The 26998-nt window shown below is 59.3% G+C and carries 24 protein-coding genes and 4 pseudogenes; 10 read left to right on the top strand and 18 right to left on the bottom strand.

All coding sequences use genetic code 11. The features are described from left to right. The first annotated feature begins 4 nt into the window (after positions 1 to 4). The 5 genes from BLR13_RS28495 (at position 5) to BLR13_RS28475 (ending at position 5685) form a co-directional block, all read left to right on the top strand. Entirely contained in the window at positions 5 to 562 is a 558-nt protein-coding gene (locus tag BLR13_RS28495; RefSeq protein ID WP_091976797.1) for a TRAP transporter small permease, read from the top strand. Beyond that, entirely contained in the window at positions 559 to 1848 is a 1290-nt protein-coding gene (locus BLR13_RS28490; protein WP_074817016.1) for a TRAP transporter large permease, read from the top strand. The genes BLR13_RS28495 and BLR13_RS28490 overlap by 4 nt, the downstream gene beginning before the upstream one ends. Positions 1849 to 1890: 42 nt before the next feature. Continuing rightward, positions 1891 to 2934 carry a TRAP transporter substrate-binding protein DctP gene (gene dctP / locus BLR13_RS28485; RefSeq protein ID WP_074817020.1) on the top strand — a complete coding sequence of 348 codons (1044 nt, stop codon included), beginning with the start codon at positions 1891 to 1893 and terminating at the stop codon, positions 2932 to 2934. A gap of 9 nt (positions 2935 to 2943) precedes the next feature. Continuing rightward, a complete protein-coding gene (locus BLR13_RS28480) occupies positions 2944 to 4185 on the top strand; it encodes a CaiB/BaiF CoA transferase family protein (RefSeq protein ID WP_074817023.1) in 1242 nt (413 codons plus the stop codon). Between the two features lie 444 nt (positions 4186 to 4629). After that, positions 4630 to 5685 carry an IS110 family transposase gene (locus BLR13_RS28475; protein ID WP_074831007.1) on the top strand — a complete coding sequence of 352 codons (1056 nt, stop codon included), beginning with the start codon at positions 4630 to 4632 and terminating at the stop codon, positions 5683 to 5685. Positions 5686 to 6098: 413 nt separating this feature from the next. Here BLR13_RS28475 and BLR13_RS28470 read toward each other — a convergent pair whose 3' ends face one another. The 8 genes and pseudogenes from BLR13_RS28470 to BLR13_RS28430 form a co-directional block, all read right to left on the bottom strand. Beyond that, positions 6099 to 6671 carry an invasion associated locus B family protein gene (locus BLR13_RS28470; RefSeq protein WP_157793731.1) on the bottom strand — a complete coding sequence of 191 codons (573 nt, stop codon included), beginning with the start codon at positions 6669 to 6671 and terminating at the stop codon, positions 6099 to 6101. A 106-nt stretch (positions 6672 to 6777) separates the two neighbouring features. After that, positions 6778 to 7665 (bottom strand): dienelactone hydrolase family protein, encoded by an 888-nt coding sequence (locus tag BLR13_RS28465; protein WP_074817029.1) that lies wholly within the window; start codon positions 7663 to 7665, stop codon positions 6778 to 6780. A gap of 134 nt (positions 7666 to 7799) precedes the next feature. After that, positions 7800 to 9332, bottom strand: coding sequence for a group II intron reverse transcriptase/maturase (ltrA, locus tag BLR13_RS28460; protein WP_171944925.1), 1533 nt, complete (start codon positions 9330 to 9332; stop codon positions 7800 to 7802). Between the two features lie 547 nt (positions 9333 to 9879). Then, positions 9880 to 11211, bottom strand: a complete 1332-nt coding sequence (ltrA, locus tag BLR13_RS28450) for a group II intron reverse transcriptase/maturase (RefSeq protein WP_143039567.1) — start codon at positions 11209 to 11211, stop codon at positions 9880 to 9882. 587 nt (positions 11212 to 11798) lie between these two features. Continuing rightward, positions 11799 to 12026 (bottom strand): hypothetical protein, encoded by a 228-nt coding sequence (locus tag BLR13_RS28445; protein WP_074817032.1) that lies wholly within the window; start codon positions 12024 to 12026, stop codon positions 11799 to 11801. A 333-nt stretch (positions 12027 to 12359) separates the two neighbouring features. Then, positions 12360 to 12518 (bottom strand): annotated as a pseudogene (locus BLR13_RS42680) (transposase); the annotation flags it as partial. 28 nt (positions 12519 to 12546) lie between these two features. Beyond that, positions 12547 to 12777: a DUF6894 family protein gene (locus BLR13_RS28435; protein WP_074817034.1), complete on the bottom strand. Its 231-nt coding sequence runs from the start codon at positions 12775 to 12777 to the stop codon at positions 12547 to 12549. A gap of 431 nt (positions 12778 to 13208) precedes the next feature. Next, positions 13209 to 13439, bottom strand: coding sequence for a DUF2934 domain-containing protein (locus BLR13_RS28430; RefSeq protein WP_074817037.1), 231 nt, complete (start codon positions 13437 to 13439; stop codon positions 13209 to 13211). A 313-nt stretch (positions 13440 to 13752) separates the two neighbouring features. Between BLR13_RS28430 and BLR13_RS28425 the strand changes: the two genes are divergently transcribed. After that, positions 13753 to 13977, top strand: a complete 225-nt coding sequence (locus tag BLR13_RS28425; RefSeq protein ID WP_074817040.1) for a hypothetical protein — start codon at positions 13753 to 13755, stop codon at positions 13975 to 13977. Positions 13978 to 14024: 47 nt separating this feature from the next. Here BLR13_RS28425 and BLR13_RS28420 read toward each other — a convergent pair whose 3' ends face one another. After that, a complete protein-coding gene (locus tag BLR13_RS28420; RefSeq protein WP_091976795.1) occupies positions 14025 to 14357 on the bottom strand; it encodes a hypothetical protein in 333 nt (110 codons plus the stop codon). Between the two features lie 685 nt (positions 14358 to 15042). Continuing rightward, the gene (locus BLR13_RS28415; protein ID WP_074817046.1) at positions 15043 to 15834 is read right to left on the bottom strand and encodes a reverse transcriptase domain-containing protein; all 792 of its coding nucleotides are present in this window, start codon (positions 15832 to 15834) and stop codon (positions 15043 to 15045) included. A gap of 216 nt (positions 15835 to 16050) precedes the next feature. Between BLR13_RS28415 and BLR13_RS28410 the strand changes: the two genes are divergently transcribed. Both BLR13_RS28410 and BLR13_RS40515 read left to right on the top strand, forming a co-directional pair. Further along, positions 16051 to 16683 (top strand): tyrosine-type recombinase/integrase, encoded by a 633-nt coding sequence (locus BLR13_RS28410; RefSeq protein WP_074831010.1) that lies wholly within the window; start codon positions 16051 to 16053, stop codon positions 16681 to 16683. Next, on the top strand, positions 16676 to 16906 hold the full coding sequence (locus BLR13_RS40515) for a hypothetical protein (RefSeq protein WP_143039635.1): 231 nt from the start codon (positions 16676 to 16678) through the stop codon (positions 16904 to 16906). The genes BLR13_RS28410 and BLR13_RS40515 overlap by 8 nt, the downstream gene beginning before the upstream one ends. Positions 16907 to 17581: 675 nt before the next feature. Here the strand turns inward: BLR13_RS40515 and BLR13_RS28405 are convergent. From BLR13_RS28405 to BLR13_RS28370, 8 genes and pseudogenes are all read right to left on the bottom strand, one after another. Next, complete coding sequence (locus BLR13_RS28405) at positions 17582 to 17992, bottom strand: hypothetical protein (protein WP_074817049.1); 411 nt, start codon at positions 17990 to 17992, stop codon at positions 17582 to 17584. Between the two features lie 489 nt (positions 17993 to 18481). Further along, a pseudogene (locus BLR13_RS28400) lies at positions 18482 to 18669 on the bottom strand (IS3 family transposase); the annotation flags it as partial. 640 nt (positions 18670 to 19309) lie between these two features. Continuing rightward, positions 19310 to 19687 carry an H-NS family nucleoid-associated regulatory protein gene (locus tag BLR13_RS28395; protein ID WP_074817052.1) on the bottom strand — a complete coding sequence of 126 codons (378 nt, stop codon included), beginning with the start codon at positions 19685 to 19687 and terminating at the stop codon, positions 19310 to 19312. Positions 19688 to 20201: 514 nt separating this feature from the next. After that, a pseudogene (locus BLR13_RS28390) lies at positions 20202 to 20330 on the bottom strand (IS66-like element accessory protein TnpA); the annotation flags it as partial. Positions 20331 to 20508: 178 nt separating this feature from the next. Beyond that, a pseudogene (locus BLR13_RS28385) lies at positions 20509 to 20694 on the bottom strand (adenylyl-sulfate kinase); the annotation flags it as partial. 248 nt (positions 20695 to 20942) lie between these two features. Next, positions 20943 to 21251: a hypothetical protein gene (locus BLR13_RS28380; RefSeq protein ID WP_074817054.1), complete on the bottom strand. Its 309-nt coding sequence runs from the start codon at positions 21249 to 21251 to the stop codon at positions 20943 to 20945. A 9-nt stretch (positions 21252 to 21260) separates the two neighbouring features. Next, on the bottom strand, positions 21261 to 22466 hold the full coding sequence (locus BLR13_RS28375) for a hypothetical protein (protein WP_074817056.1): 1206 nt from the start codon (positions 22464 to 22466) through the stop codon (positions 21261 to 21263). 232 nt (positions 22467 to 22698) lie between these two features. Then, complete coding sequence (locus BLR13_RS28370; protein WP_143039636.1) at positions 22699 to 25137, bottom strand: hypothetical protein; 2439 nt, start codon at positions 25135 to 25137, stop codon at positions 22699 to 22701. A gap of 174 nt (positions 25138 to 25311) precedes the next feature. Here BLR13_RS28370 and BLR13_RS40510 point away from each other — a divergent pair, with 174 nt between their 5' ends. After that, positions 25312 to 25896, top strand: coding sequence for a hypothetical protein (locus tag BLR13_RS40510; RefSeq protein WP_143039637.1), 585 nt, complete (start codon positions 25312 to 25314; stop codon positions 25894 to 25896). 414 nt (positions 25897 to 26310) lie between these two features. Next, positions 26311 to 26997 (top strand): response regulator transcription factor, encoded by a 687-nt coding sequence (locus tag BLR13_RS28365; RefSeq protein WP_074817062.1) that lies wholly within the window; start codon positions 26311 to 26313, stop codon positions 26995 to 26997. The last annotated feature ends 1 nt before the right edge of the window (position 26998 follow it).

Here is a 26998-nt window from a genome sequence, read left to right as displayed (position 1 = left end):
CAACGTGATCAAGGCAAGCCTGAGGGCTTTGACCGCCATCGAAAAGGTAACATCGGCGATCGCCGCATGCTTCATGTTTGCGATCATGATCATCGTCTTCAGTGACGTCGTGATGCGCTACGTCTTCAACCGCCCGTTCTCCTGGGCCTACGACCTGATCTCGCTCTACATCATGGCCGGCGTATTCTTCCTGTCGCTGTCCGGCACCTATGCCGTCAACGGCCATATCAGCGTCGACATCCTGCTGCCGCGCTTTTCGGCCGCGATCCAGCGCCTCTGCATCATCATCTCGAACCTGGTTGGGCTTGCGATCTTCATTCCGATCACCTTGCTGGGCTACCAGCGTGCACTCGATAATTTCAGCTCCAGCGACGTGATGGCCGGCGCTATTCCCTGGCCGACATGGGCGTCCGCAGGCCTGGTCCCGATCGGGGCCGGCATTCTCGCGCTGCGGCTCGCCGTCCATCTGGTCGCCAATATCGCAAGCCTGTTGACCGGTGAAGACCTGTTGCCGCTTCCGGCGATAGCCGGACATGGCGCTGAAAAGGCAGGCTTCGAATGATTTCCGCTTTCATCCTCGGGCTGCTGTTCTTCCTGCTGGCGATTGGCGTACCGGTCGCGTTCGCGATGGCGTTTTCCGGCGGGCTCGGCCTCTATCTGGTCGGCGGCCTGCCGATCCTGCTCGGCGTCCTGCAGACGACGCCGCTGTCGGCCGTGACTTCCTATGAGCTGATCACGATCCCGATGTTTCTGCTGATGGCCGATCTGGTCCTGCTGTCGGGCGTCGCCGACGACCTGTTCAAGACCGCCGCGGCCTGGGTCGGCCGCATCCCCGGCGGCCTCGGCATGGCGACCGCGCTCGCAGGCGCGGGCTTCGGTTCGATCTGCGGCACCAGTACCGCGTCGGCCGCGACGCTGGCCTCGACCAGCCTGCCCGCGATGATCCGCCAGGGCTATGAGCCGAGAATGGCAGCCGGCGTCGTCGCGATTTCGGGCACGCTGGCGATGCTGCTGCCGACCAGCGTCGCCCTGGTGATCTTCGGGCTGCTGGCCGAAGTCAACATCGGCAAGCTGCTGATCAGCGGCATCATCCCCGCGATCATTGTCACGATGATCATCATGGGAACGATCTACCTTCTGGTGTGGCTCGATCCTTCGCGCGCGCCGACCGTAACGGCGGTATCGTGGTCGGAGCGGTTCGGCCTGCTCTGGCAGGTCAGCCCGATGGTCGTGCTGTTTTCCATCGTGACCGGGACCATCTATCTCGGCGTCGCGACGCCGACCGAAGCCTCGGCATTCGGCGCGTTCGGAGCGTTCTGCCTCGCCTGCTGGAAGCGCAAGATCAACATGACGTCGCTGTACGTGACGTTGCGGCACGCGGCGCAGGGCACCTGCATGATCGTGCTGATCATCATGTGCGCGCATATCTTCGGCTACTTCTTCACCCTGACGCAGGTCACGCAGAATATCGTCGGATGGGTCGGCGGGCTCGACGTGTCGCGGTGGGTGATCATCACGCTGATCCTGTGCGGCTATATCGTGCTGGGCTCGTTCATGGACCAGATCGCTATCCTGGTGCTTACGGTTCCGATCGTGCTGCCGCTGATCAAGTCGCTCGGCTTCGATCCGATCTGGTTCGGCGTCATCAAGATCGTCACCGCCGAGGTCGGCATGATCACGCCGCCGATCGGGCTGAACTGCTTTATCGTGGCCCGCTATGCCGGACGACCCGTCAGCGAAGTATTCCACGGCACGTTCCCGCACTTCATCGCTCATCTGATCGCGATTGCGATTTTCGTGGCATTTCCGGACATCATTCTCTGGCTGCCAAACCACATGCAACACTGAAGAAGCCGTCGCAGCAGGCGGCCGATCCCTGGGAGACCCAACATGAATATCGAACCTCGGTTGCTCAAGCGCGCCGGCCTCGCGGCACTTCTTCTCGCCGGCTCGGCGTCTGCCTGCTTTGCACAGGAGAAGATTACGCTGCGCCTCGCCGACAGCCTGCCGGCCGGCCATGTCATCCATGAACTCGTCGCCAAACCGTTCATGGAGCTGGTCACCAAGGCGACCAACGGGCAAGTGACCTTCCAGCACTTTCCCTCGGAGCAGCTCGGCAAGGCCAAGGACATGGCGCAGCTCACCGCGCTCGGCGTGATGGACCTCGCTTATATCGTGCCGTCCTATTCGTCGGATAAATTCCCGCTGACCGCAGTCGGCGAACTGCCCGGCATTTTCGAAACCGAATGTCAGGGCTCGCTTGCCTTCTACAAGATTTCGCACAATGGCGGCGTTCTGGAGACCAAGGAGTTCGGCCCCAACCAGTTGCGGCCGCTGGTCACCATCGCGCTGCCGGCTTACCAGATCCAGCTCGCCACCGGCCGCGTCATCAAATCGGCCAAGGACCTCGAAGGTCTGAAGATCCGCACCACCGGCGGCGCCATGGACCTGATGATGCGCTCGATCGGCGGTATCCCGGTTCGCATGGCAGCTCCGGAAATCTATGAGTCGCTGACGCGCGGCACGCTCGACGGCATGATCTTTTCCTATCAGAGCTCGGTATCCTACGAGTTCGGCAAGCTACTGAAATCCGGTACCGAAGGCCAGAATTTCGGCACTGCGATCTTCACTTACTCGATGGGTGAGAGCAAATTCAAAAGCCTGCCCGAGAACGTCCGCAAGGCGCTGGTCGAAGCCGGCGAACAGACGACGCGCGAGGGCTGCAAGCGCTTCGAGAACGGCGAGTTGGCCGCAACCGACAAGATCAAGTCGCAGGGCATGAAGGTCATCGAATTCGGTCCCGACGACAAGAAGGTGTTCGACGCGGCGTTCAAGGCGGTCGCCGAGGACTGGGTGAAGGATCTCGACAAGCGTGGCAAGCCGGGCACGGAGACCTTCAAGGCCTTCACCGACGCCTTGGCCGCGGGCCATTGATCGCGCGCCGTGACTAGCGCCAACACCCCCGCGCCGGCGATTGGCGCGCCGGCGGGACCGCTCGCCGGCGTCAGGATCATCGATCTCACCAGCGTGATGATGGGTCCCTACGCGACCATGATCCTCGGCGATTACGGTGCCGACGTCATCAAGGTCGAAAGCCCCGACGGCGACGTCATGCGCTTCGCCGCACCGATGCGTCATCCCAAGATGGGCGCGATGTATCTGCAGGGCAATCGCAACAAGCGCTCCATCGTGCTCGACCTCAAGAAGCCAAGTGGCCGCGCAGCCCTGCTCCGGCTGGCCGCGACCGCCGATGTCTTCGTCCACAATGTGCGGCCGGCGGCGATGGGCCGGCTCAAGCTCGGCGCCCACGATCTGCTCGCGATCAACCCGCGGCTGGTCTATGCCAGCCTGCACGGATTTGGCGAGACCGGCCCCTATGCCGGACGGCCCGCTTATGACGACCTGATCCAGGGCCTGACCGCATTGCCGGCGCTGACCGGAACGATCACCGGCGAGCCGCGCTATTCGCCGGCTACGATGGCCGACCGGATCGTCGGACTGAATGCCGTCCACGCCATCCTGGCGGCGCTGTTTCACCGCGAGCGCAGCGGCGAGGGACAGGCCATCGAAATTCCGATGTTCGAGACCATGGCGCAGTTCGTGCTCGGCGACCACATGTCCGGCCGCAGCTTTGAACCGCCGATCGGACCAGCAGGCTATTCGCGGCTGCTGTCGCCCGATCGCCGCCCCTACCAGACCAGCGACGGCTATGTCTGCGCGCTGGTCTATTCCGACAAGCAGTGGACCGCGTTCTTTCGCCTGATCGGCCTCGACAACGAAGCCGACCGCGACCCGCGCCTGAACAGCATCGACGCGCGCACGCGGAATTACGACTTCGTCTACGATTGGTTCTCGCAGATGATGAAGACCCGCACCACGGCCGAATGGATGGCGTTCTTCAACGAGGCCGACATTCCGCATGCGCCGCTGCACGACCTCGACAGCCTGATCGACGACCCGCATCTCGCAGCCGTCGGACTGCTTCATACGATGGAGCACCCGACCGAAGGCACCCTGCGCGTCGCCGGCCCCGCCGCGACCTGGAGCAAGACCCCGCCCTCGATCCGGCGGCATCCACCGCGCCTCGGCGAACACGGCGGCGAGATTTTGCGAGAAGCCGGATTTTCGGAAGACGAGATCGGCGGGTTGATCGCTGAGGGCGGGCTGACCGAGGCGGATTCGTAGCCCGCGTCATTGCGAGCCAACGGGTCGGCGCGAAGCGCCGCCCGATGACAGGCTCCGTGAAGCAATCCATCGTGCCGCAATGGAAAAAGACGCGGCGGATCTCACGATGGGAGCACGAAACTGTCCCATGGCAGACCGGCCAGACCGGGAACAGGGACAACCTAAGTTGAATCTAAGGCGTCATAGCCTGATAAGCAGAATGGGACGTTGTTCGCGGACTCCATCAGGGCCAGCAGTCAACCGACTGCATCAATAGGCCGGACAGAAGACTGCACCCGACCAATGCCACTGCCTCAATTTATCTCTTGCAACGCGGCAGCCATCCACAGAAGACTCAACGCGTACATCGTCTCGGGTCCGAGAATGGGATGGACCGGCCGTGCTCCCGCCCCTAACGGCTCTCAGAGCCCGCGGGGGGCTTAGAAGCACGAGGAGCACATGGCCATGTCCCATAAGACAGCCGCTACAGTCGCTCACACCATTGGCATCGATACAGGCAAGAACATCATGCATTTGATCGGCCTCGACGACCAGGGGGCAATCGTTTTGCGGGAGAAGATTGCCCGCGGCCGGATCGCAGCCCGGCTCGCCAATGTGCCGCGGTGCCTGATCGGAATCGAAGCTGGCATGTCGACGCACTATGTGGCTCGCGAGCTAAGTGCGCTCGGCCATGACGTAAAGCAGGTACCGCCCGCTTATGCCAAACCGTTCCGGCAAAGCTACAAGAACGACTTCCGGGATGCCTACGCAGTCGCCGAAGCCGTGCAGCGTCCCTCGACACGCTGTGTTCCAGTAAAAACCGACAATCAATTAGATCTCCAGGCGCTCCACCGCGTTCGGTCTCGCCTCATCAGCGATCGTACAGCTGTGATCAACCAAATCCGCAGTTTTCTTCTCGAGCGCGGCATGCCTGTGCGGCAAGGACTTCGCTTCCTGCGACATCAACTTCCAGACATTTTGGCTACGCGTACCGACGTATTGTCGCCCCGCATGGTCAGGATTGTTGAGGACCTCGCTGGCGACTGGTCTCATCTCGATGAGCGAATCGAAAATGTGACGGATGAGATCGAGGCCCTGGCGCGCGGCGACGCGAGCTGCCGGCAGTTGATGACGGTCCCGGGCATCGGCCCGATCATCGCAGGCGCAATGGTGGCTGCGATCGGCAACGGCACCGCCTTTGTAAAAGGACGCGACTTTGCGGCGTGGCTCGGCCTGGTGCCGAAGCAGATGTCCACGGGTGATCGTACCATCCTTGGCCGCATCACCAAGCGTGGAAACCGCTATCTTCGCATGCTGTTCATGCAGGGTGCTCGCGTTATTCTGCTCAGACCGGAAAACTGGCAAAAGCACAGCTTCGGAGTATGGCTCACGGCTGCCGCAAAACGCCTGCATCACAATGTTCTGGCAACTGCACTGGCCAACAAGCTGGCGCGGATTACCTGGACCGTTTTGGCGCAAGGTCGCAGCTACGAAGCACGCGTCGAGCCGAGAACAGCGTAAGCGCTCGGGTTCAACCTAAGGGCTGATCCCTAGCACCACCAAGCCAAGCAGAAAGATACCTGCCGAGGTCTGCGAGTTGGATTGAGGAAATGGAGAAACGGTCTCGCCGTCGCATCCGTGATCTGGTGGCACTAGCGGCCTTTCAGGGCCTTTCCGAGAATGAGATCGGGTGTGCGCGGATATCCATGATGGCCTGGAGCACAAACGCTCCGTTCAAGGGCCGGATACAGAAGCGCAAGACCAATCATCTCCAGATCATCAAATCCAGCTTGCAACGCACGGCCGGTCCATACAGATGTGCCACTTGCGGACTCTCGCGGCTACAGCCGCGCCTGTTAGATGTTCGGCCGGTGGATCGGTCGATCAAGCCGACGACTAAGCCGAAGCCCGGTGCAACTTGAACGTGGCACGCTTCATCGACCCAATTGCTCCCAATCTCCTTCAAGCCTCTGCTCAAACACTTGCGCCGGTGCCCCCTGGTGAACTTTGGCAAACTCCTTGAGAGGAAGCGAGGTGGTTACACCCACAACATTGGAATTAACGGTCTCTAAGACCAGCATCTGACCTGACTCCAGCTCATGGATTAAGCCAGCATTTGCCACGCTTCCGGCTACGCAACCATTGGTGAGACAAATGACATAGGGAATTTGCAAGGGCGAACCCTGGTCAACAGTCAACTTGATGCCCGGCTGTAAGAAGGATCCAGGGGGCACGAACATCTGTAGACGAGCAACAGGATCGCCCTCTCGTTCGATCAGATCGACTCTGAGTGCGATCTGACCCGTGTCCCATTTACCGTTGATGGTCGTGCGACAAACCATTTTCGACCCGGCCTCTTGGGTGGCCTTGAAACACACCTTGCGCCACGGCGCGTACGTCAGCGGGCGATCTGGCTGTCGTCCCCGAGTAGCGATCTCTGCCTCAGAAAAATTCTCGATCGCCGGTACGTCGCCGAATGGCACCAGTTGTTGCGCGTCGAGCCTCATCACTGGGGTCGCCAGGAACACCACAAGTGATCCAGCTACCAGAAATCGATACCGGGCTGATCTTGCAGATGGGTACAGTAGCCGATTGCCCATAAACCAATGCCTTTCATCGATGTTTGGCTAGGAATTCGCTGACAAGAGGCGCCCAGAGTTGAACGGCCTCCGCCGAATCTATCAAAAAATGGCCGTCCTCTCCAAAATCGGATAACAGATGATATTCGACATTGCCGCCTGCGGCCCGAAACGCTTCCACCATCCGCTTTGAGAGATCGGGTCCAAAATAACTGTCGTTATGGGTGTAGATCCATAACATTGGAACGCGCGCCGTGCGGCCAAATTCGGCAACGGCATCGACTAGCTGATTAGGGGCGCAGTTGTTGTTAGGTTTGCCATTGAGATGACCACCGCGGCCGGCTGCAAAGCCGATGATCGCCCGCACCGACTCCGGATTTTGACTGCCAAGCGCAATCGACCCCCAACCACCCCCCGATTGGCCGACAATGATGACCTCATCGCGCTTGATAAATGACTGAGTTGACATGTAGTCGATGATCCACTTGTCAATCGACGCGACGGCAAGCCCCGCTTCACGAAACTCAGCATCCGAACATTTTCCCACGCCCGAGAAAAACAGTCCGAACAGACCTCGCTCGGGGATTTCGATCGCAGTAGCACCGTATCCAGGGCGTACAGGTGCGACCACCACGTAGCCCTGTCGCGCAAACCAAAGCGCGGCGTCACGAAATTCGATCACGGGAAAGTAGCTTCGCCCCGTCGCGTCAAGCGAAACTCCATGGTTCATCACGACGAGTGGAAATGGACCGCCCCCAATGGGTCGCATCAAATAGGCGAGCATCGGGACAGGCGAGGAGGGAATCGCCCACATCTCCTCGTGAACCTGCGGCGCGATCGAGGGAACAGCCTGCTGCGCGAGCGCCGCGAGCGGCAAAGCCGCAATGCCAGCAATTATTGCAATGAGGTGCCGCCGTCGCATCGGTGCGTGCCCCTGCTGTGTATCACTACAGCGTAGAACCTTTAAGGGAGAGGTCCAAGCGTCGAATGTCCGCGTTGGGTGGCAAAAGCTGCCCTGACGGCCCCGAAGTCCGCCTTTCGCGGTAGGGACGCGAGTTACCTCGCGCCCCCCGCACAGATCCGTACGGGCCCAATTCGGGCATACGGCTCCCACCTTGGGTGTCTGACGGCGAAGCGACTCTCTGGCCACGGATGAAGGATTCGCGGTTTCGGGAGCCAGTGGTCGGCCAACCGCTTGATCCGCTCCCAGGTCATCCCATCTTTTTGGCTCCGCCACTGCAGCGTTCGCCGCCAGAGATTGGTAACGTGGAATAGGAACGCGGACAGTGACGAACTGTTTGTCGGCACCGCGTGGTAGTTGAAGTAACCGGTGACGACCTGCTGCAACCATCTTCCCTGCTGGGGAATCGGCTGATGCATGCTCCGTCGCAGTTCCTGTTTGATGGCTTGCAACTTTGCCTGCATGCGATCGCGCCGGGACTTTCGTTTGATTTGGAATTTGCCCCGACGAGTTTTGCTGCAGATAAAGGTGAAGCCCAGGAAGGTGAAGGTCTCCGGTTTGCCGAGCCCGCGCCGCTTGCGGTTTTCCACCGCGAAGCGTCCAAACTCGATCAGCCGGGTCTTCTCCGAATGAAGCGACAGTGCAAACTCCTGTAACCGCTTACGCATCTCGTCGAGGAAGCGACGGGCGTCGGTCTCGTGCTCGAAGCCAACAATGAGGTCGTCGGCGTAGCGCACGATGATCATATTGCCCGCTGCCTCACGCCGTCGCCAGCGCTCGGCCCAGAGATCGAAAACGTAGTGTAAGTAGAGATTGGCCAGAAGCGGTGAGATCACCGATCCCTGCCCGGTCCCCTTGTCACTGACCGTCACGATTCCGTCTTCCAGGACGCCTGCCTTGAGCCATTTCTGGATCAGGCGGATGATACGTCGGTCGCCGACGCGATGTTCTACAAACCTGATGAGCCACTCCTGGCTCACCGTGTCGAAGAACGAGCGGATGTCAGCGTCCAGTATCCAGTTCACCTTTGTGCTGGTGATCCCGACCATGAGCGCATCCATCGCATCGTGCGTGCTGCGTTCGGGTCGGAACCCATACGAGAACCCGAGGAAATCCTCCTCGTAGATCGCGCTCAGCACCGCAGCCGTGGCCCTCTGGACGATCTTGTCCTCAAGGGCGGCGACCGCGATCGGGCGTTGCCGACCATCCGGTTTGGGTATGTAAACCCGCCGCGACGGTAGTGCCCGATACGCTCCCCGATGGACGCGAGCATGCAGGTCCTCAAGATTGCGCTCAAGGTGCTGCTCGTAATCCCGACATGTCAGCCCATCCACTCCAGCTGCAGCATTCCCCTTGAGTTCAGAGAATGCCTCTGCGAGATGGTCAATACTGACGTGATGGAAGAGCGCGGTGAACTTCTCCTTCTTCCTTTGCCTTGCGGCTTGCCGTATGCGCTCCAGCGCCTGTGACACGGTTCCCCGGTACTGTGCCCGGCCCGTGCTTTGCTGACGCACATTCCCCTCGGCCCCCGCCCTTGGCTCCCCCAACTCCACAGCCGGTTGCCCGGCTTTGTTCGTTGGCTTCACAGCTACTATGGCGGGGTCAGACTTCTCATGATCGTACATCATCGGCTACGGCTCCTCGCCTTCCCGACGCGGGCCAGTGCAGCACGCATACTGGTGCTGGCCGACCATGAGATCTCCCGGTTCCCAAGCAAAGAGCGTGCGCACATGCCAGTGTCTAAGACCACGCCGGGCCGTCTGGGCGCTCGCGTTATCGCGCCCATCCGTGTTGCCTTCCGTCACCGGAACGACGTCGGCACCCAGAATGAGGGTACTTTCGCGGCTCAATGGCTGGCCTATGCGCTCCCCTGTCAACGCTTCGCCGAGGCCCTCGCGGGCATCTGCGCATGACTCGGGGTCGATGCGGTTCGCTACTCCTTCATCGTGATGGACTTCCACCATCTACTCCTTGCCGGTCTCCCGGCGCACTCCGCTATACCCCCCAAAAGCGGGTAGAGTCGAAGTGTGACGCGGTAGTTTTAGGTTCGAACATATCTGTTTCCGCCCCTTTCGTTTGGCGGTGCCTTACTGGTTCGACCATGGCCCCCGTTTTCACACTCCGCTCATCGAACCGGACAGGCGGATTTCCCGCATCCGGCTCTCGGACAAAACGTCACGCCTTCACCCACGGCACGTCGTGCCCAAGCATGCTCAGCCGTACGAGCCCGAAGTGCCCGTAGAGATGCGGGAGTGGATAGGTCCCGCCCTTGCGTCGCCTGACCTTGTGCTTGATGCGCAACCACCGGCGCAACCGCATCGCGGTGTAGCTATCGAGTGCCCGATACGCCTTGCTGACAGTGCCTACTTGGAAGTAGTTCGACCATCCGCGCAGCGTGCGGTTCACCTTGCCCACCAGCTTTGTGGTTTCTTGCCATGTCCCCGTTCGGTCTGTCAGTGCGTGGATTTTCTCAACCATGCGCTTGATGCTCTTCTTCGATGGCCGGTATCCCAGGCGCGCCTGGCCGGTTCTCTCTGAGAACATCCGTCCGAACGTGTAGCCCAAGAAGTCGAACTCACCTTCCGGAACCCTGCAGATTCGTGTCTTCTCCTCGTTGACCGTGAGCTTCAGCTTGCTCATGATCTTGCGCAGTTGCTGCAAGGCTTCTTCGGCTTTGCCTCTCCGACACAGGATCACGAGATCGTCGGCGTAGGTCACGATACGAGAGCCGAGGCTTTGCTCCAACCCGAGCATATTCCATCCCAGCACAAACCGGCGCATGTAAATATTCGCCAGTAGTGGGGAGATGGGTGACCCTTGCGGGATGCCTCGCCGGTTGTCCCGGGCTTCGGTCGTGCGTGTCTTCCTTCCTCGATCATCGGTTTCTTCTACGGGGCATTCCAGCCACATCTTGATCAGATGCAGCACGCGCCGATCAACAATCCGGCGCGCTACCGACTTTAGTAGTTCGGCATGGGGGATGCTCCCGAAGTAGTCCGCGAGGTCGGCGTCAACGACTTCCGGATGGCCTCGGAACAGCAGCCGGTCCACCTCAATTACCGCCTGCTGGGCATTTCGCCCAGGACGGTACGCGTACTGTTCGGGTGGAAGGTCGGCTTCGAAGATCGGTTCCAGCACCAGCATCGCTGCCGTCATGCAGACCCGATCCCGCACGGTCGAGATGCCCAGCGGCCTGAGCTTGCCGTTGGCCTTCGGGATGAACACTCTTCTGATAGGATCCGGTCGGTAGCTTTCCTCCCGGAGCGCAAGCGCCAGTTCGCCAAGCCATCGCCCTACGCCATACGCATCGATATCCGCAAAGTCTTGACCGTCCACACCCGGTGCGCCCTTGTTGGAGCGGCACTGGGCATAGGCATGGGCCAGAATGTCCTCGCGGCTGATCTTGTCGTACAGGGCATAGAACCGATAGCCGGCTTCTGCCTTCGCTTTCGCGTGCAACGCCTTCTGCAGTTTCTGAACAGTTTTCGGAGTTGATAGGTTACCCAATCTCCAAATCCCTCACTACTTGTTGCGTCTGTCTTGAACTGAGGTCCCTTCCCTCCACCGGCGTTACCCGGCTTCAGCGGTACTGCGAACCTCTCCGCCACCCCAAGGCGCCCGACCTGTCCCTCGCGGGCGTTCGGTTGGTCATCGCTGGCCACGCCATGGGGCTTCCCGTGTTGCGTACGCTTTCCTTGTGTACATGCCGTCGCCACTACCCCGGCGCAGCGGCTGGGAGTATTAATTCGCTCTTGCACCCAACCGTATCAGCCTTCCCCGAAAGAGTGGTCGGGTCGGCCTGCGCATCGTCCTTTTCGAGGTTTGCTCGGCGTTTACTCGCGTTACGGCCTGCACACTCGCGCTGTCACCAATTCGTGACACGCATACCGAAGGCTTCAGCCACTTTGTTACCTCCATGACTGCTCCGGTTGCTTCCGGCTGGAGCGGTTGCCGGGTGGGACTTACACCCACTGGAAAGCGCCGCCTTTCCACGGCGCACACTCAAGACGGACATCTGGCCATGTCTGTTTCGTGCCAACAAGCGACATGATCTCACATCAACAAAATGAAAGAGGCCGTCAACTGAGGCGGCCTTATGCCTTTTCGCTCGTTATTTTCCCCCTGATAGGCGACAAGACACGGTTGATCACCTGCTTTGCCTCCTGAAATGCTGGTGAAGCGCTAGCGGCTCGAATGTTCAAGGCCACCCAATCAATCTCCGGCAGTGTCGGGCTTGTCCGATAAATCGCTGCCTGCCAAAGGGCGGGGTTGTTCGTGACCTGGATTTCGTAGCCGCGAAAATTCTGTTTTTCGGTGCGCATATGAACTCTCCAAAGCGCCCCGTTCAGAACATGGGGTTTTGGGCGGCGTCCCAAAAGGGGCCACTCTAAAAGGGACCACTAATCAAGTCATTGGATGGAAAGGGGCCAGTACCCAGTCCCGGGGGCTGTCCTAATTAGGACACCCGAGACGGCAGATTAGGACACTCGTGGGTTCCGGTAATTGAACACCGTACTGATACGGATACTAACATTTGTGGAAAAACCCTAAGCTTGCTCTTGCCGGGGGCTGCTTTTCATCACCAGCAAATTTCTACCGGTAGGGTCGCGCTAATGCGGCCCTTTTTGATTCTGACACCCGCGACCTTGGAATTAGGACCACACCCTATCGGACACACCAAGAGCAACGCCCGGGGTGGTCCGCAGGGCCTCGTGGACACGGCAAAGGTTGTAGTGGGTCACGTACAGGCTGACCGCTGCGGCGTGATGGGTGTTCTTTGAGAAGCCATTGGTCAACCGGGCGAACCGCTTTTGCGTCAAGTGAGGCGACCGAGGTGGGGCCTTAGCGCTTCTCTATGACGACGTTTCCTCTCACAATATAAATCGTGCGTTCGCCGTCCGACACCTCCCAGGCAAGGTAGGTATTCTTCCCGCCGCTGACCGATTTCCTGAGAGCCAAAGGCGTGAAGCGAACGGCGTGGGCGCATGCTTCGTTTTCGTTGCGAAACGAAATGCCTCGACGGTCCGGCACCGTTTGCCCATTTAAGTGCTTATGGAAATAGAATCTGGGCATCTGGAACTCTCCCGAGTTCTGCCTGCCGCTTCCTTTCAGGACTCCACGCGGAACGCGAGTTTTCGTTCCCAACAAAAAAAGTTAACTTAATAATAGGGCGGGACCCGCAAGACCGGTCCAATTCATCCGGCCGATAACACTTAGCCCTGCCCAGAAGCCAACATGCCAGCGGTGATTTGGTCTCTCGATGTCGCCTATGGGGTCAAACTGAGAAGTCCGGGCGTTCAACCGGCAGGTCGGCTTTACCCCCAACTCCGGACATGCCGCTGCACCGCGCAAACTGACGCTTTGTGCCACGACCGGACCCATGCCCCGCGGCACTGCCCTAGGCTGCTACAGCGCTAAAAACCTGGAAATTGACCAAGGAAGAATCCCGCCCGCGGGTGCACATGGCGTTAAAGTTACGCTTTTGTCCCGTGGCTCGGGCGGAACTATGCAGCGCGGGTTTTGCTTTTTCCGGAGCGGGTGACGTTCACCTTTTTTACGGGCTTCGGCGTGGCCGATACCAAATCCATATGCGCGGTATTTGAACCCTCAAGTGACGTTGTCAGAATTTCCCGCTGAGCATTCAGCCAATAAATGTCCGCTTGGCCCTGAGGTTGACCATCGGCGATCCAGAGGTGGTAGGCACGTTCGCGAATTTTCTCTTCCACGTTTGACATGACAGTCCTCCTTTCGATGACGCGCGAAGTCTTGCTACGGCAAGGTTAACAAAATCTTAACGGCTGCGGCTGCGGCTGCGGCTGCGTGCACATATGACCATCACTGGGGACGTTGAAAGAAAAAAGAAAGACCAACGACAGCCCGCCGATGAATAAACCGAAACAGACCCCGAGCGATGTGCACGCTATCATGCGGTCGCGATGCCAAAACGCAACACGCGACCACAATCAGATGCGAAGAGTAGAGTTGTAATGAGGGAACCAACCGACTCACGTTAGTTTTCGACAGTTGAAAACTTGGCAGGTGGTTCCAATGCCCTACTTCAATTTTGATCTCGTCATCGGCGAAGATTTCAAAAACCAGGGTGGCATGATCCTCGAAGACACAGAAATCGCGATCGATAAGGCTGATAGTCTCGCGAGCGAGCTTTGCATCGTCCGTCCTGAGCTGCGTTCGAGGAGATGTGCCGTGCGAGTTACTGACGCAGACAGTAAGGAGTTCTATCGTACTCCGGTCAACCTTATCCCGCGTGGCTGAAATCGTGCGTGGCGGGGCGTTTCTCGCATTTTAGGGTCGCGGGATAGCTACTTTTTAGACCCAAGATACGTCGTCCATACGGCGCTGGCTAATGTTTGCGATGTTTGCTGAGCGCATGTTTTTTCGACTTCGACCACAATCGCCGACATATTGATTTTCGCTGGTGATTGACCACGCGCCGCAGCAACGTAATTGAGTCCGGTCCAGAAACCGTAAATCCAGACGGTACCCTCCAGAAGATGCTCTTTCGTCGACCGCCAGTGAGTGCAATTCATGCCCCCTATGCCGATCATATCGACAGAAACCTTGGCATCCTGCGCTGAGATCAGGCACACCGGAACGGCAGAGACGATCGCCGCAAATAAAAATCGTTTCATCATGCACCAGACCCGGGCGCCTCACCCACCCCAAAAATCAATCTCAACCACTGACTCGGGGATATGCCGATTCTTTCCCAGCATTTGGAACGTGAAGGCGCGCACCTTGACCGATAGACGCGCGGTCTTGAAGGGAATTGCCTTCTAAATTCAGCAACCCCTCCAAGACCGGCCGCGTCCGCCGCCGAAGAGAGTGTACATCCGACAATCCCCAGCTGCGACGCTAATAGCCGAGCAGTGGTAGAGTCGCGACGCGCGCCCAAGGCCACCCCTCCACCTACAAGTTTCAGCAACAGTCCTCAATGTGCCGGTATTGCGGCAAGCGTTCGGACAAAATCTGATCTCCTGGCACCTTGGCGTAGTCCCTCGGCCAGACTCACGCCGCAAACCGCACTGCGGAGCTTTGATGGGGGTTGAACGTCTCTTGCCGTGCTTGATAGCAATGACATCGTTCTTGCGCAGCGACGATGGCAGAGCACCCACCTCACCGCTGGGGACTTAGATCTAGACACGGCGACCGTCTCACTGGGCGCTGCGCGATATCAAGGCCAAGCGAAGCTATCACCCGATGAATTTCTAAAGCTTAGTCCGCACAAGCGGCGGAAAAGCGGACATGCCGGGAGGTCCGAGTCGGGTCAATCGCGTCAGTTTAGCCGTCGGCAGACCACTTTCGCGGTAGGGACGCGAGTTACCTCGCGCCCCCCGCACAGATCCGTACGGGCCCAATTCGGGCATACGGCTCCCACCTTGGGTGTCTGACGGCGAAGCGACTCTCTGGCCACGGATGAAGGATTCGCGGTTTCGGGAGCCAGTGGTCGGCCAACCGCTTGATCCGCTCCCAGGTCATCCCATCTTTTTGGCTCCGCCACTGCAGCGTTCGCCGCCAGAGATTGGTAACGTGGAATAGGAACGCGGACAGTGACGAACTGTTTGTCGGCACCGCGTGGTAGTTGAAGTAACCGGTGACGACCTGCTGCAACCATCTTCCCTGCTGGGGAATCGGCTGATGCATGCTCCGTCGCAGTTCCTGTTTGATGGCTTGCAACTTTGCCTGCATGCGATCGCGCCGGGACTTTCGTTTGATTTGGAATTTGCCCCGACGAGTTTTGCTGCAGATAAAGGTGAAGCCCAGGAAGGTGAAGGTCTCCGGTTTGCCGAGCCCGCGCCGCTTGCGGTTTTCCACCGCGAAGCGTCCAAACTCGATCAGCCGGGTCTTCTCCGAATGAAGCGACAGTGCAAACTCCTGTAACCGCTTACGCATCTCGTCGAGGAAGCGACGGGCGTCGGTCTCGTGCTCGAAGCCAACAATGAGGTCGTCGGCGTAGCGCACGATGATCATATTGCCCGCTGCCTCACGCCGTCGCCAGCGCTCGGCCCAGAGATCGAAAACGTAGTGTAAGTAGAGATTGGCCAGAAGCGGTGAGATCACCGATCCCTGCCCGGTCCCCTTGTCACTGACCGTCACGATTCCGTCTTCCATGGGGCCGCCATCCGCAAACCTTCACAGACTCGGAAGTCGCCCGTGGTAACGGAGGTGTCTGTTATCCCCCTCAGGAGCGGACATGGCCAGAGGGGTAAACGTCAAAGGGCGTTTTCCGCCCGGCCGGTGGTCCGAAAACCGGCCTGATACCAACCCTAATCCCTAATCTGGTGGCACATGCTACTCGCCTCTGTAACTGAGCCGAGGAGTATGGCCATGCAGGATCAAGTGAATGCTGCCCCCGCACCCAAGCGAGTCCCGTGGAACAAGGGAAAGCTGACTGGGGCCAAGCCCCCGCTGCGACCAAAACACGTCTGGTCGATCCGGACAAAGCTTCAGATCGAGGGCCGCGTTCGGGATCTGGCAATGTTCAATCTGGCAATCGACAGCAAGCTTCGTGGCTGTGATGTCGTCGCAATCCGCGTCGAGGATATCGCCGCAGGCGGATATACCGCCGATCGCGCAACTGTCCGGCAAAAGAAAACCGGGCGGCCTGTCAGATTTGAATTGAGCGAACAGACCCGGCAGGCGGTCGATGACTATCTGCGGGCGACCGGCAAACGGCCTGGCGAGTTCTTGTTTACCGGTCATCGCGGTCCCGAGCGCAGTATGACAACCCGCCAATACTCCCGCCTCGTCTCGGAGTGGATCGGCAGCATAGGACTGGATCCGAGACTGTTTGGGACGCATTCACTGCGCCGCACAAAAGCTACCTTGATCTATCGACGAACAGGCAACCTCAGGGCCGTCCAACTCTTGCTCGGACACACCAAGATCGAAAGTACGGTTCGTTATCTCGGCATCGAGGTTGATGACGCGCTGGCAAGTGCGGAACAGGTTGATGTCTGAGCTGCTTGGGCAGAGCGGAAATGCTCTGCCCGGCGTCCGACCGCCGGGGTTGGGTCTAACTGACCTGCGCGACGGCATGACTTTCAATGCCGTAGGCGAGACCGTGGGTTTGGTTATCTCGACCGCGAAAAAACAAACAAAATCAATGTGGTTGACAGGACACCCCTCCATCACTTGTGTTGGGTGCAAGCTGCGGATCACCGCTCCTCCAAACAACCGTTGAACAAATTTAATTTTTCAACTCAGGCCGACAAAACCCACCGGTCCAAGCTACGATCGAAGCGTTTCCGGGACCCGACCAAGGTTCAGGGCTCGCCTAGTGATCATAGACGATTAACTTCGGTGGCCTGCCGAATTGTTCGACTTAACATCCTGACCTCCTCCCTCTGACCTGTTCCAGCGCCGACGGGGCTGGGACAGACAGTGCGGCGAGACAGCTCGGGTAACCGGCCGCCCTCACCTCTCCTCGTCCGGATGTGCCACCTCGTGAGGCGATTGCGCGTGTCTCAAAGCAAAAGCCGCAGGCATTTTCGCGCTGCGGCTCGCCCGGGTTTTGAAAAATTTGAACGTTAAAACAATGTACCCAGCCGGGTGACCAGAGCTAAGGACTCGTTAGGTCCGCTGTAAATCGAAATGCGCGGTTCCGTTGCAGGAACAAAGGTTTAGTGGCTGCAGGGCCACAGGTGCCCGTCGCCACGTCGCCACTCCTTATTAAAACCGCGCGGCAACAGCTTAGGTCTGTCACGCACTACATCGTAAGAATGCCGCCGGCGTGAACCGGCGGGCTAACCGTTCAACGTGTGGCGGCGATCGTCAGGCGCGATCGCCGCCTCCGATCCGCATGCACCCACTTGTAAGGCCCAAGTCCCCGGATCGCTCCGGGGGCTTTTTTTGTCCATCAGACGTTGGCGGTCTCATGCCGGGCCGCAGGTTGGGACGCCTGAGGCCTTTCTTCGATTGGGCTCGCAGGCAATTGCAGTACCGTAGCCCTTTGCCCCGCAGCGAGGTCAGTGACAAGAACGATTGCACCGTTTGAGAATTCCAGCGCGTCGTGATGTTGATATGGCTGCTTGAGGTTTATTTGGCGAAACCGCGCTAATCGAACGCCGATGTTCTTGCGAAACATCATGCCGTCAGTTTGAACGTCATTCTCGAATGCGATCTCGGTCCCAGGACGAAGGCAGACCGCGACTTTCGGATCGTCAGGGCTCGCAAAGCCGTGAGTCCCGGTAGAAAAGTTGGTCGAGACCAAGGTTTCCGCGACCTCAGCGGGACGTGTCGCGACCGCATGTAAGCTGTAATCGCACATGGATGCGCCTCCTATTAACCGTCACCCCCAAATCACGAACCTTCGCAAACCGATTTGGTTGCGAGGTGCGGTGATGGGGATCAGTAGATTCCCCATCCGTCCGGGAGTCGACCTAAGAAACATTAATTCGGCGAGCCCCAGAGGCCCTAACCGCCCCGGGCCGCGCTTTGATAGGCCGTGCTCCAACGGGCCTGAACTTGGCACGCGTGAACAGAAAATCACTCTCGGGGAAATGCGGGCGTCCGGCCACCGCCGGCTTCTCGTCTACTGCGGCGACTACCGGTGCGCCCATTCGCTCGTGATCGACGCCCGGCGATGGTCGGATGATGCCAGACATCGCTGGTGGTCCGAAAAGTGCCAATTCCGGACTCATGCGCCGCAGCAAAGCTGCCGTTACTCAGATCACCTCGTCGGCCCTCTGACTCAGATCGACAAACCAAGTGTCTTTGTCGTTTTGAGGTTGATTGACCAACTCAAACTTAGTGCCGGACACGCCCGCCGCTCACTCATATCGTGCGCTTGCCGAAGATGGGCGACGGCCTCTCGCTTGACAGCGGGCGTCGCCATTTTTTACAGCAGATCCTTCAACGCGGAGTATCCAGCATCGAGTCAGCCAACAGCTTCCCCTCAAGCTGCTTCAGCCGCCTCGCTTCGGAGAAGTCTTGGCCACCGAACTTGCCTATCGGCGTCCTGAAGGCTGAGCGGGGGAAGCTAAGAATCCGGTTGACACTGCGGGTCGGCTCGCAATCAAGCCCTCCAGAGCTTTCTGAGCGAACAAAATCTTTTCCCCATCGGCGAGGATTAAGGTCATTGAGGAAAGCACTTTTTGAGATGAAGTTACGAAGTGGCGGCACTTGCCATTCTCAATAGCATCAAGGCTGCCTTCACTGGGGTCCTGCGAACAACTTTCGGCTTCTATCGAATACGAAATGCAATTCTTTCCTTTGGCGCATTTTATTTCGATAATTTTGGATTGCCTGTTTTCGGGAGTCTCGGATTTCCTGAGGTTCCAACAGAAGTGCGGTCCTGAATCTCCCGCACACTCGTCTCTATGTCCGATTGAAGCTAAGTCACTAAACAACGCTCTGTATTTGAAATTTCTCTTCAATGTTGCGGTCACGTTCCTCCTACAATTGTAGAGATGCTGCTCGTTAGTCCCCTCGATCACAAGTGCCGATTCAGCACCGACATACTTCTTGGAAATCAATTCTTCCGACGTGAAACAACCATCATCCTGTAGGCTCATAAGTCTAGGCTTAACAGGCGCTTTGACGGCTAATTTACCATCAAGCTCCTAGGATGAGCACGATTGTCCGATCAAGCGGCCATCAATGCCGGCTTGGACTTCCGGCGACTTCGCGTGCGCGACTTTCCGATGAGACGCTTAGGTCGAATCTGGAAGTCCTCGAGCGTTTTCCCGGATCTGAGTTGAGCAGTTAGCCACCGCGGCTGCTTACCACGGCCCGCCCAAGTTTCCGACGGTTTTTCCGGGTTTTGGTACTTAGGGAGCACTCTTGGATAGGGACGCCGTTCTCGCTCAATTTTTGCTTCAGATGCACCTGACTCCAATAGTCGCAGTCGCCGGCCAAGTTGATTTGTTTTCGCAGATATCTTGCGCGTCAGAACCACATCTATTTCGAGGTGAAGAGCCCAAAGCTCGTCGATAGACATCAATTCGAAATCGGTGAGTTTCATGTTCGCACCAAGAATAGCTGGTCAAGCAAGGTGGCGCGGATTTATCTGTCTAGGCCTAATATAACAGCTTCCGGAGCACGGCCCGGTCAATAGCTCAATTGAGTTAGACCATTAGCCGAATGAACTACCCCCAACGGATTGATCACCAACGAAAGTGCGAAAATCCGTTCGTTAGACGATGGTCAACCAAGCCGACCTCTGGATTGCCAATTATTGCTCGCCAACTTTGACCAACTCATTTCCGCTGAGGGTCAACAACGGTCCTGACGGCCCCGAAACGAGACTTCTGCTCTACCCCGATCAACAGATGAGGTGGATGGCTCCCGCTCACGGCATCTGGGTGCCAAAGTGTGAAGGCCATCAGGCGTTCACGAGCAAAATGGGAGCCATCCGCTATGCAGATTACCACGATCGGCCTCGACTTGGCCAAGAGCGTTTTTCAGGTCCACGGCAAGGCGCGCCGCCACGTCATCAGCAATGAGCGCGAAATGCCATGACGCCTCGCTGTCGACGAGATCGCACGCGGCGTCTCCAAGCTCTCCAACACGATCCGAAGCTTCTCATCGTCGGACCAACGCCGCCGCCGGCCCGTCTCGACGACCTCTAACCGTTCAGTCTGAGTACTGTGCTTATGGACGTCCATAAGGACTGTTACAGCGCAATCAACCTAACCCAACAAGGCGGCCCACACCGGAGGGAGACGAAGATATAAGTCATCCGCTTTTTACTTTTAAACATCCGACGAGATCATGGCTGCGAACGTTCGTGTCGTTGCGAATAAGGCACTTCCAGTTGCTGGTACTGCTTGCCGATCAAGTTCGTTACGGGCGGCAGCAGCATCGCTGAACCTCACGCAACCCGCAGCAAGCAAGATGTTGGCCGAGGTTATCCGGTGTCGGACAAACGAAGTCGGCGATCGCCGTCCCGCCAGCTTCCACGACCCGATCGCACATCCACCCCATGCGACGCGCATGTTCGATACGATCCTCGTGGCTAAACCCGAGGTCGCGAGAGAGTTCTCACGAACCATAAACAGACCCGGAAGACTGCAGAAGTGGCAATGAAAATCCGCATCCGGAAGCGGCAAATCCCGCACGACAAATCGATCGGGGTCACGGACCACCTCCCTTCTTCCATCTGACGCGCGGATGATGTTCCAGCCGCTGCCCGGACATCAGCGTCGAGCGCGATGTTACGATTCTCAACGGCACAACGTCAACGACGCCTAAGCGACTGGCAGGCAGCCGACGCGACTCTACGGCGATGGCGGGAATGTCTCGACGCTGAAGTTGCCCGGCTGACTGAACTCGAACCGGCTGACGTCGAAGTTCCGCGGATACATCGTATCCTTGCGCGGCGGGATCGGCAGGTTGTAGCCGATCTTGAGCTGGCTCATCAGCGTGCCGCGAAGCTGCGTCGATGCGGCAAGGCCCGCGGTCACGCAGGTACCTGCAACGTTTTCGAGCCCTGGCGCGCAGGCGAGTTGACCCGCCTCGACCGGGCCGGTGCAAATAGTCGCGGCGAGAGCGAGAGCGAACAGCGGAATGTTGACGTATTTGCTCATGTTACCCTCTCAAAAGTTCACGGTGGCGCCGCCGGCCACGACCCATGCGTCGCCCGACAGGAACGGGACGACAGGCACGAAAGGCGGCGGCCCCGGGTTTTCATTTTCCCGGATCCAGACCCGTTCGACCTTGCCGTTGATATTGATCTTGTTGGTGACGTTGTAGTTGGCGGCGGCTCCGACCGCGTAGCGCGATTTCGCCGGCACGAAGCTGAACGTCGTCGGATCGTAACCGTCGTGGTCACGATAGAGATGGCTGGCGGTCGGGCCGACGGTGAAGCCGTTGGCGAAGCGATAATTCAAACCGGTATTTATGCGGTACAGATTGCTGTTGGAATTGAACGGCTCCGTTATGAGTGCAAGGCCGTTATTGTCCAGCACATTGTTCTTTTCAGTGTGGGTCCAGAAGCCGTTGGCGAACACCGACCACATTTCGTTGAAGGCATAGGATCCGCTGCCGGAAATCGTGGTGCGCGGGCCGACCCGGTAAAGATTGTAATCCTGCAGCCCGAACTGGCTGGATTGAGAAACCTGGTCGTAGGAATACGACGCCGAGCCCTGCAGCGAGAGCGGACCCTGGGCATACCCGAGCGCCGCCGTCGCCGTCGCCTCGTCACCATTCTTGACGCTGACCGTGTCAGTCACCAGTCCGGTGAACGGGTTCTGCGATTCCTTGGCATAGGGGTTGCGCTGGGTGTAGCCGCCCGACAGCGTGAGGATCAGCGACTGCGACAGCGGAATGTTGACGCCGGCGGTCGGGCCAAAATTCCAGCCTTCGCCATAGGTGCCCTGATCGACGAGATCGCCGTCCATGCGCGCGAAACGCGCGGCACCGTAGAGTGCGGATTTGCCCGTCGGTGAATTGATCAGCATCGAGAAATACGGCTGGATGCCGGTGAGACCATTATAGGTGACCGTGCCGGATAGCTGCGTATCAACCGGCGTGTCGACCGAGCCGCGCTCGCCGGACGTCGTTTGCGACGACGATACGAAACCTCCGCGCACGACGAACTCGAATTTCCAGTTGGGACTGGTGTTGCCCGTCAACGAAAGCGACATCGGCGCGTAGACCTGCGTGCCGTGTCCCGTGCCGGACAGCGGCGGCACCGAAGCGGGAAAGCCGCGCGAATTCTGCCAACTGAAATAGCGGATTTCACTGTTGTAGCTGATGTTCCACGTCTGATCGAGCGACTGCGCGATGGCCTTCACCTGCATGTCTGCCGCGGATGAAGGGACGATTCCGGTTCCACATGCGCCCACAACAATGGCACCGAAAATCAATTTGCTTGAACGCACAGTAGCCCCGCTTTTTTCTTGGAGAATTCAACACATGTGTTTCGCGTCTTGATGTCAAAGCGATCCGACGCAAACGCTGTTGTCAGTGCGGAAAATTTTTTCGTGATACAAATATGCATCGCCGCAGTCGGCCTGACGTACCGCGGCGAACTCAATGGCATGTCATGCCCATCATCTTTCCGTTCACCATGTTGGGTGAGCAGCTCTGGGGCTTCGCCGCTGGCGGTGCCGGCGGCTTGGCCGCTGCAACGGCCGGCGGCCTCGGCGCGGCGACCGCCGGAGGTGCAGCTCTCACGGCAGGCGTCGCCATCTTTGCCGGTTCCACACGTGCCACCGGAGCCGGAGTGGCGGCAGGCACAGCTCTCGATGCAACAGCCGGATGGGGTTCGACATGCACCTCGTGCGTCGGCGAAGGTTTTGCCGGCGTAGGCGGTGAGATCGCGGCCGGCGTCGTCGATGCGACGGCCGCCTTGGGTTCGTTGCGCATCTCCGTCTTTGGCGTCGTCGGCTGCACCGTTATTGCAGGTGTCGCGGAAGCCGACTTCGGTGCTTCCGGCTTGCTCATGACCTGCTCAGGGGCACGCGACTGCGCGGGCTGCGCTACCGACGGCATGGCACTCGCTGCAGGCGCGGCCGCAGTAACCGGCGGTGCCGCGGCTGTTCCGACCGGAGCTGCCGTCGCAACCGCAGGCTTTTGAGTGGCGACCGTGTTGGCGATCCTTGTCAGCCCGTTCTGCTTTTCAGCTTTCGGATGCTTCTCCGCGAGGGCTTCGATCCCTTCCTTCAGATAGGTCGCTTCCTCGGCGGTCAATCCCTTGGCCGTGGCGCGGTCCACCATCGCCGACAGCGCCGCGAAACTCTTCTGCTCGGCCTTGGTCAGATCGCCCGGAATCGTCTGCAGCGCCTGATGCACCGCCTTGCTCTGATCATCGGAAATCTTGGCCGGCGCCGACGATTCACCGGGCTTGGTCGTTGTTGTCGCCGAAGCGCCCGCGGGCGCCGTGACGGCCGGGGAAGCGTTCGCCATCACAGCGGGCGACGATGCCGGCTTCACGGCAACCGCGGCTCCGACGGCGGGCGCCGTGGTCGCGGCCGTCGTGGCGGCAACTGTTTTCGCTGTCTCGACTGGCGGCATCGCCTTTGCCGCGGCAACCTGGGCCTGCAGATTGACGATGTCCTTGCCCAATCCGTCCGCGAGTGCCTTGTCGCCCTTGGCCAGCGCCGCCTGCTGCGCGGATTGCATGGCCTGGATGGTCGCGGGACCGGACTGCACCAGCATCTGCACGACGGCGGGCGTAAGTTCGGACTTGTCGACGACAGGTGCCGTCTGCGTCGTAGCCACGATCTTGGCCGTTGCGGCCTGCGTGGCTGATGCCGGCTGTGTGACAACCGATCCAGATGAAGCCGCGGTTGCGGCCACCGGCGTATCCAATGACTTGAGTGAATAGGTCGCGGCGGCCTTGGTCAGGGTATTCAACATCGCCGAGGCTTCCGCGGCGCTGGCGGAAGTCGTCCCCGCCGGGCGGGTCGCATTCGCCGCAGTCTTTAACTGCTGCACGGCCGCCAGAGCCGACTGCACCTGCGCATTGGTGAGTTGCACCGTTGTGGACGTTTGGGTCGCCGCTACTGCGACCAGACCAGCGAGCGCCTTCGCCACGATCGCGGGATCGGTGTTGGCTGCCACGCCCGCCGCCGCCACGATTTGCGGATTGACCTTGAGGATATTAGCCATGTCCTTTTGCTTGGTCGCGACCAGGTCCGTTTGAGTCTGGACGTCGCTCTTGCTGGCGCCATTCGCGGCCAACCGCACCGCGGTCGCGTCGGCAAGGGCCATATCGGCCTTGTCCTGGGCTAGGGCTTGAACGACCATCGCCGTATTGATCGTCGTGAGCTGCTGCGGATCCGCAGGACGGTTGCTGCCATAGGCCTTCGTCAACCCATCGACAACGGCCTTGGCCGTCGCCAGATCAGCCCTAGCGGTGTCGGCGTTGACGGCCTTTCCGGCATAGTCATTCGCGACCATGGCTGTCTGGTAAGTCACGTTGGTCTGGGCTTTTGCAATGAGGTCCTTTTGGCCCTGGATGTCATAGGCGCTGGCACCCTTTGCGGACATTGCCACCAGATCGGACTGCGCCTTGGCCAGATTGGCCTTGGCGGTGACGACCGCGGACTCCGCCATGGTCCGATTCACGTTTTTGAGATCGTCGGGATTGGTGGGACGATTGCCGAGCGTGGCGGTGAGCGCGAGAACCTGGCTATTGGCGTCGACCGCAGCCTTCGCGGCGGTGGCTGCCGTTGCGGCGGCGGCATTCGTGGTGTCGATCTGCAATTGCGACGGCTGCGGCTTTGCCGGCGCGGCGTTGGCCGAGGCATTCCCGGTATCGACATTGGTCTTGGCAGCATTGATGCTGTCGTTGAGAAGGTTCGCGACCTTCTTCACCGTGTCGGCTTCGGTCGGCGGAACCAGCGTGGAGGTGGCCAGCATGATGGCGCCGGCCGTCACCACCGCCTTGTTATCGGCATCGATCTTGGTCTGGAGCTGGCCGACCAGGTTCAGGTCGTTTGCAGTTTTTGCATTCTGGAGCGCCACGCCATCCCGCTTCACGAGATCGCTGGCGGCAATGAGGTCATTCGCGGCTTTCTGGGTATCCGCTGCCGCTTTTTGGGCCTGAAGCTGGTTTTCCGTTGGCGCCGCGGCTTTGTAGGCCGTCGGGCCTTTGAGGTTTAAGCCCGCTCCGTCTTGGCTGATAAGACTGCTACCGTCTTGGCCGAGGAGACCGGAACCATTACGGACAAGACTGCTACCGTCCTGGCCAAGGAGAGCAGCACCATTACGGACAAGGCTGCTACCGTCTTGGCCAAGGAGGCCGGCGCCATCACGGCTGATGATACCAGCGCCGTTGTCGGAAATTGCGTTACCGCCTCCCGTCGCGACAAGACCGAGCCCGTTGTCGGAAACGAGGCCGTTGCCCGACTTCTGAAGGACTGCGCTGCCGTTGTTCCCGACAAAAGTGCCGCCCGCATTGCCGACGAGACCGGCGGTGTTCTTGGCGACGGCGCTGCCGCCATCATTCGAAATGACACTGCCGCCGTCATTCGAGATGACAGGCGCTCCTGCCTTGGCGAGACTGCCGCCATCATTCGAGATGACCGACGCTGGCGGCTGCACCGTTATTTTCGGTGCGATGGCTGGATAACCCGGGGTCACGCCTTTCTTTGGTGGATTGTTGTCCCAGGGGGCGCAGCCCCACTGCATGATATTGACATAGCCACCGCAGCCCGCGGCATTCGCAGGCGTTTCCGTTACAAATGCCGCGGCACTGGCAGCGAAAACAGTCGCGAGCAATAATTTCGTTTTCATTTTCGCGCCCCAGTAAATTTGGCCGGACAAAAAATTTAAGGCGGCCAGGCAAAGCGCATGGCCGCACTTTTTCTAGGACACGCGCCGCGCCGCTGCTGTGAACGGCATGTGAATGGGTTCGATTTTGTTGGGATTTGCACGAGAAGAGACGGTTCCACCGCTGGAACACGCTGCGAGGCGAACTCGAGTGATCACAGCAACGTCCCTCAGGACGCGCCAGCTGTAATCGCCACGGCGCCAAGCCCTTAAATGTTTCGTTGCAAATGCCCGGCTCGAAAGAGAGCGCGTCTTTCGAGTTCCCATGTGAACGTGTTGTCAACGGAGGTGAGAATCCCTGTCTAGTCCGGTCGTTCGCCTTTACGGAGCCATCACCCGTCAGCTAGTCTGTGGTCCGGGGTTGGGATGATCAGGGTCATTGTCGTCGAGGATGAGACGCTCACGCGGCGCGCGATCGCGTTGGGACTGCGGGAACAGAACTTCGAGGTTCTGGAAGCGGCGGACGCCCTTGCCTGCAAGGCCTTGCTGCGTGGGCAACGCGTCGAAGCCATCGTCCTTGACGTCGGCCTGCCCGGGCTTAACGGTCTGAGCCTGGTCAAGGAACTTCGCGAACAGACCGACCTTGCGATCCTGATCGTGACGCGGCGAGGCACCCCTGAAGCCCGCATCGAGGCGCTCGATCTCGGTGCGGACGATTATCTGGTCAAGCCTGTGCATCATGGCGAACTGGCAGCGCGAATTCGGAGCGTGATGCGACGGTGCTCTCCGATGCGTGGCAAGCGCAAGCGCCTCGGCCGCTGGCTGGTCGACCTTGAAGCGCGCAGCGCGGTCTCGGGCGACTTGACCGCCAGCCTGACGCGCGGCGAATTCGAAATCATAACGTGCCTGATCGAGGCCAATTCGAAGATCGTCAGCCGTGAAGGATTGCTGTCCGCCATCAGCCGGCGACCGATGGATTCGGACCTGCGATCCGTCGATACGCTGGTAAGCCGGCTCCGGCGCAAGCTCGGCGACGACACGGACGAACCGAATCTGATCGTAACCGCGCCGGGGTTCGGCTACCGACTGGGAATAGCGGTCGAGGAGGCGTGAC

This window comes from Bradyrhizobium ottawaense, assembly GCF_900099825.1.
Taxonomy (GTDB): domain Bacteria; phylum Pseudomonadota; class Alphaproteobacteria; order Rhizobiales; family Xanthobacteraceae; genus Bradyrhizobium; species Bradyrhizobium ottawaense_A.
Note: the sequence above shows the minus strand (reverse complement) of the source record. Positions and strands in the feature narration are given on the sequence as shown.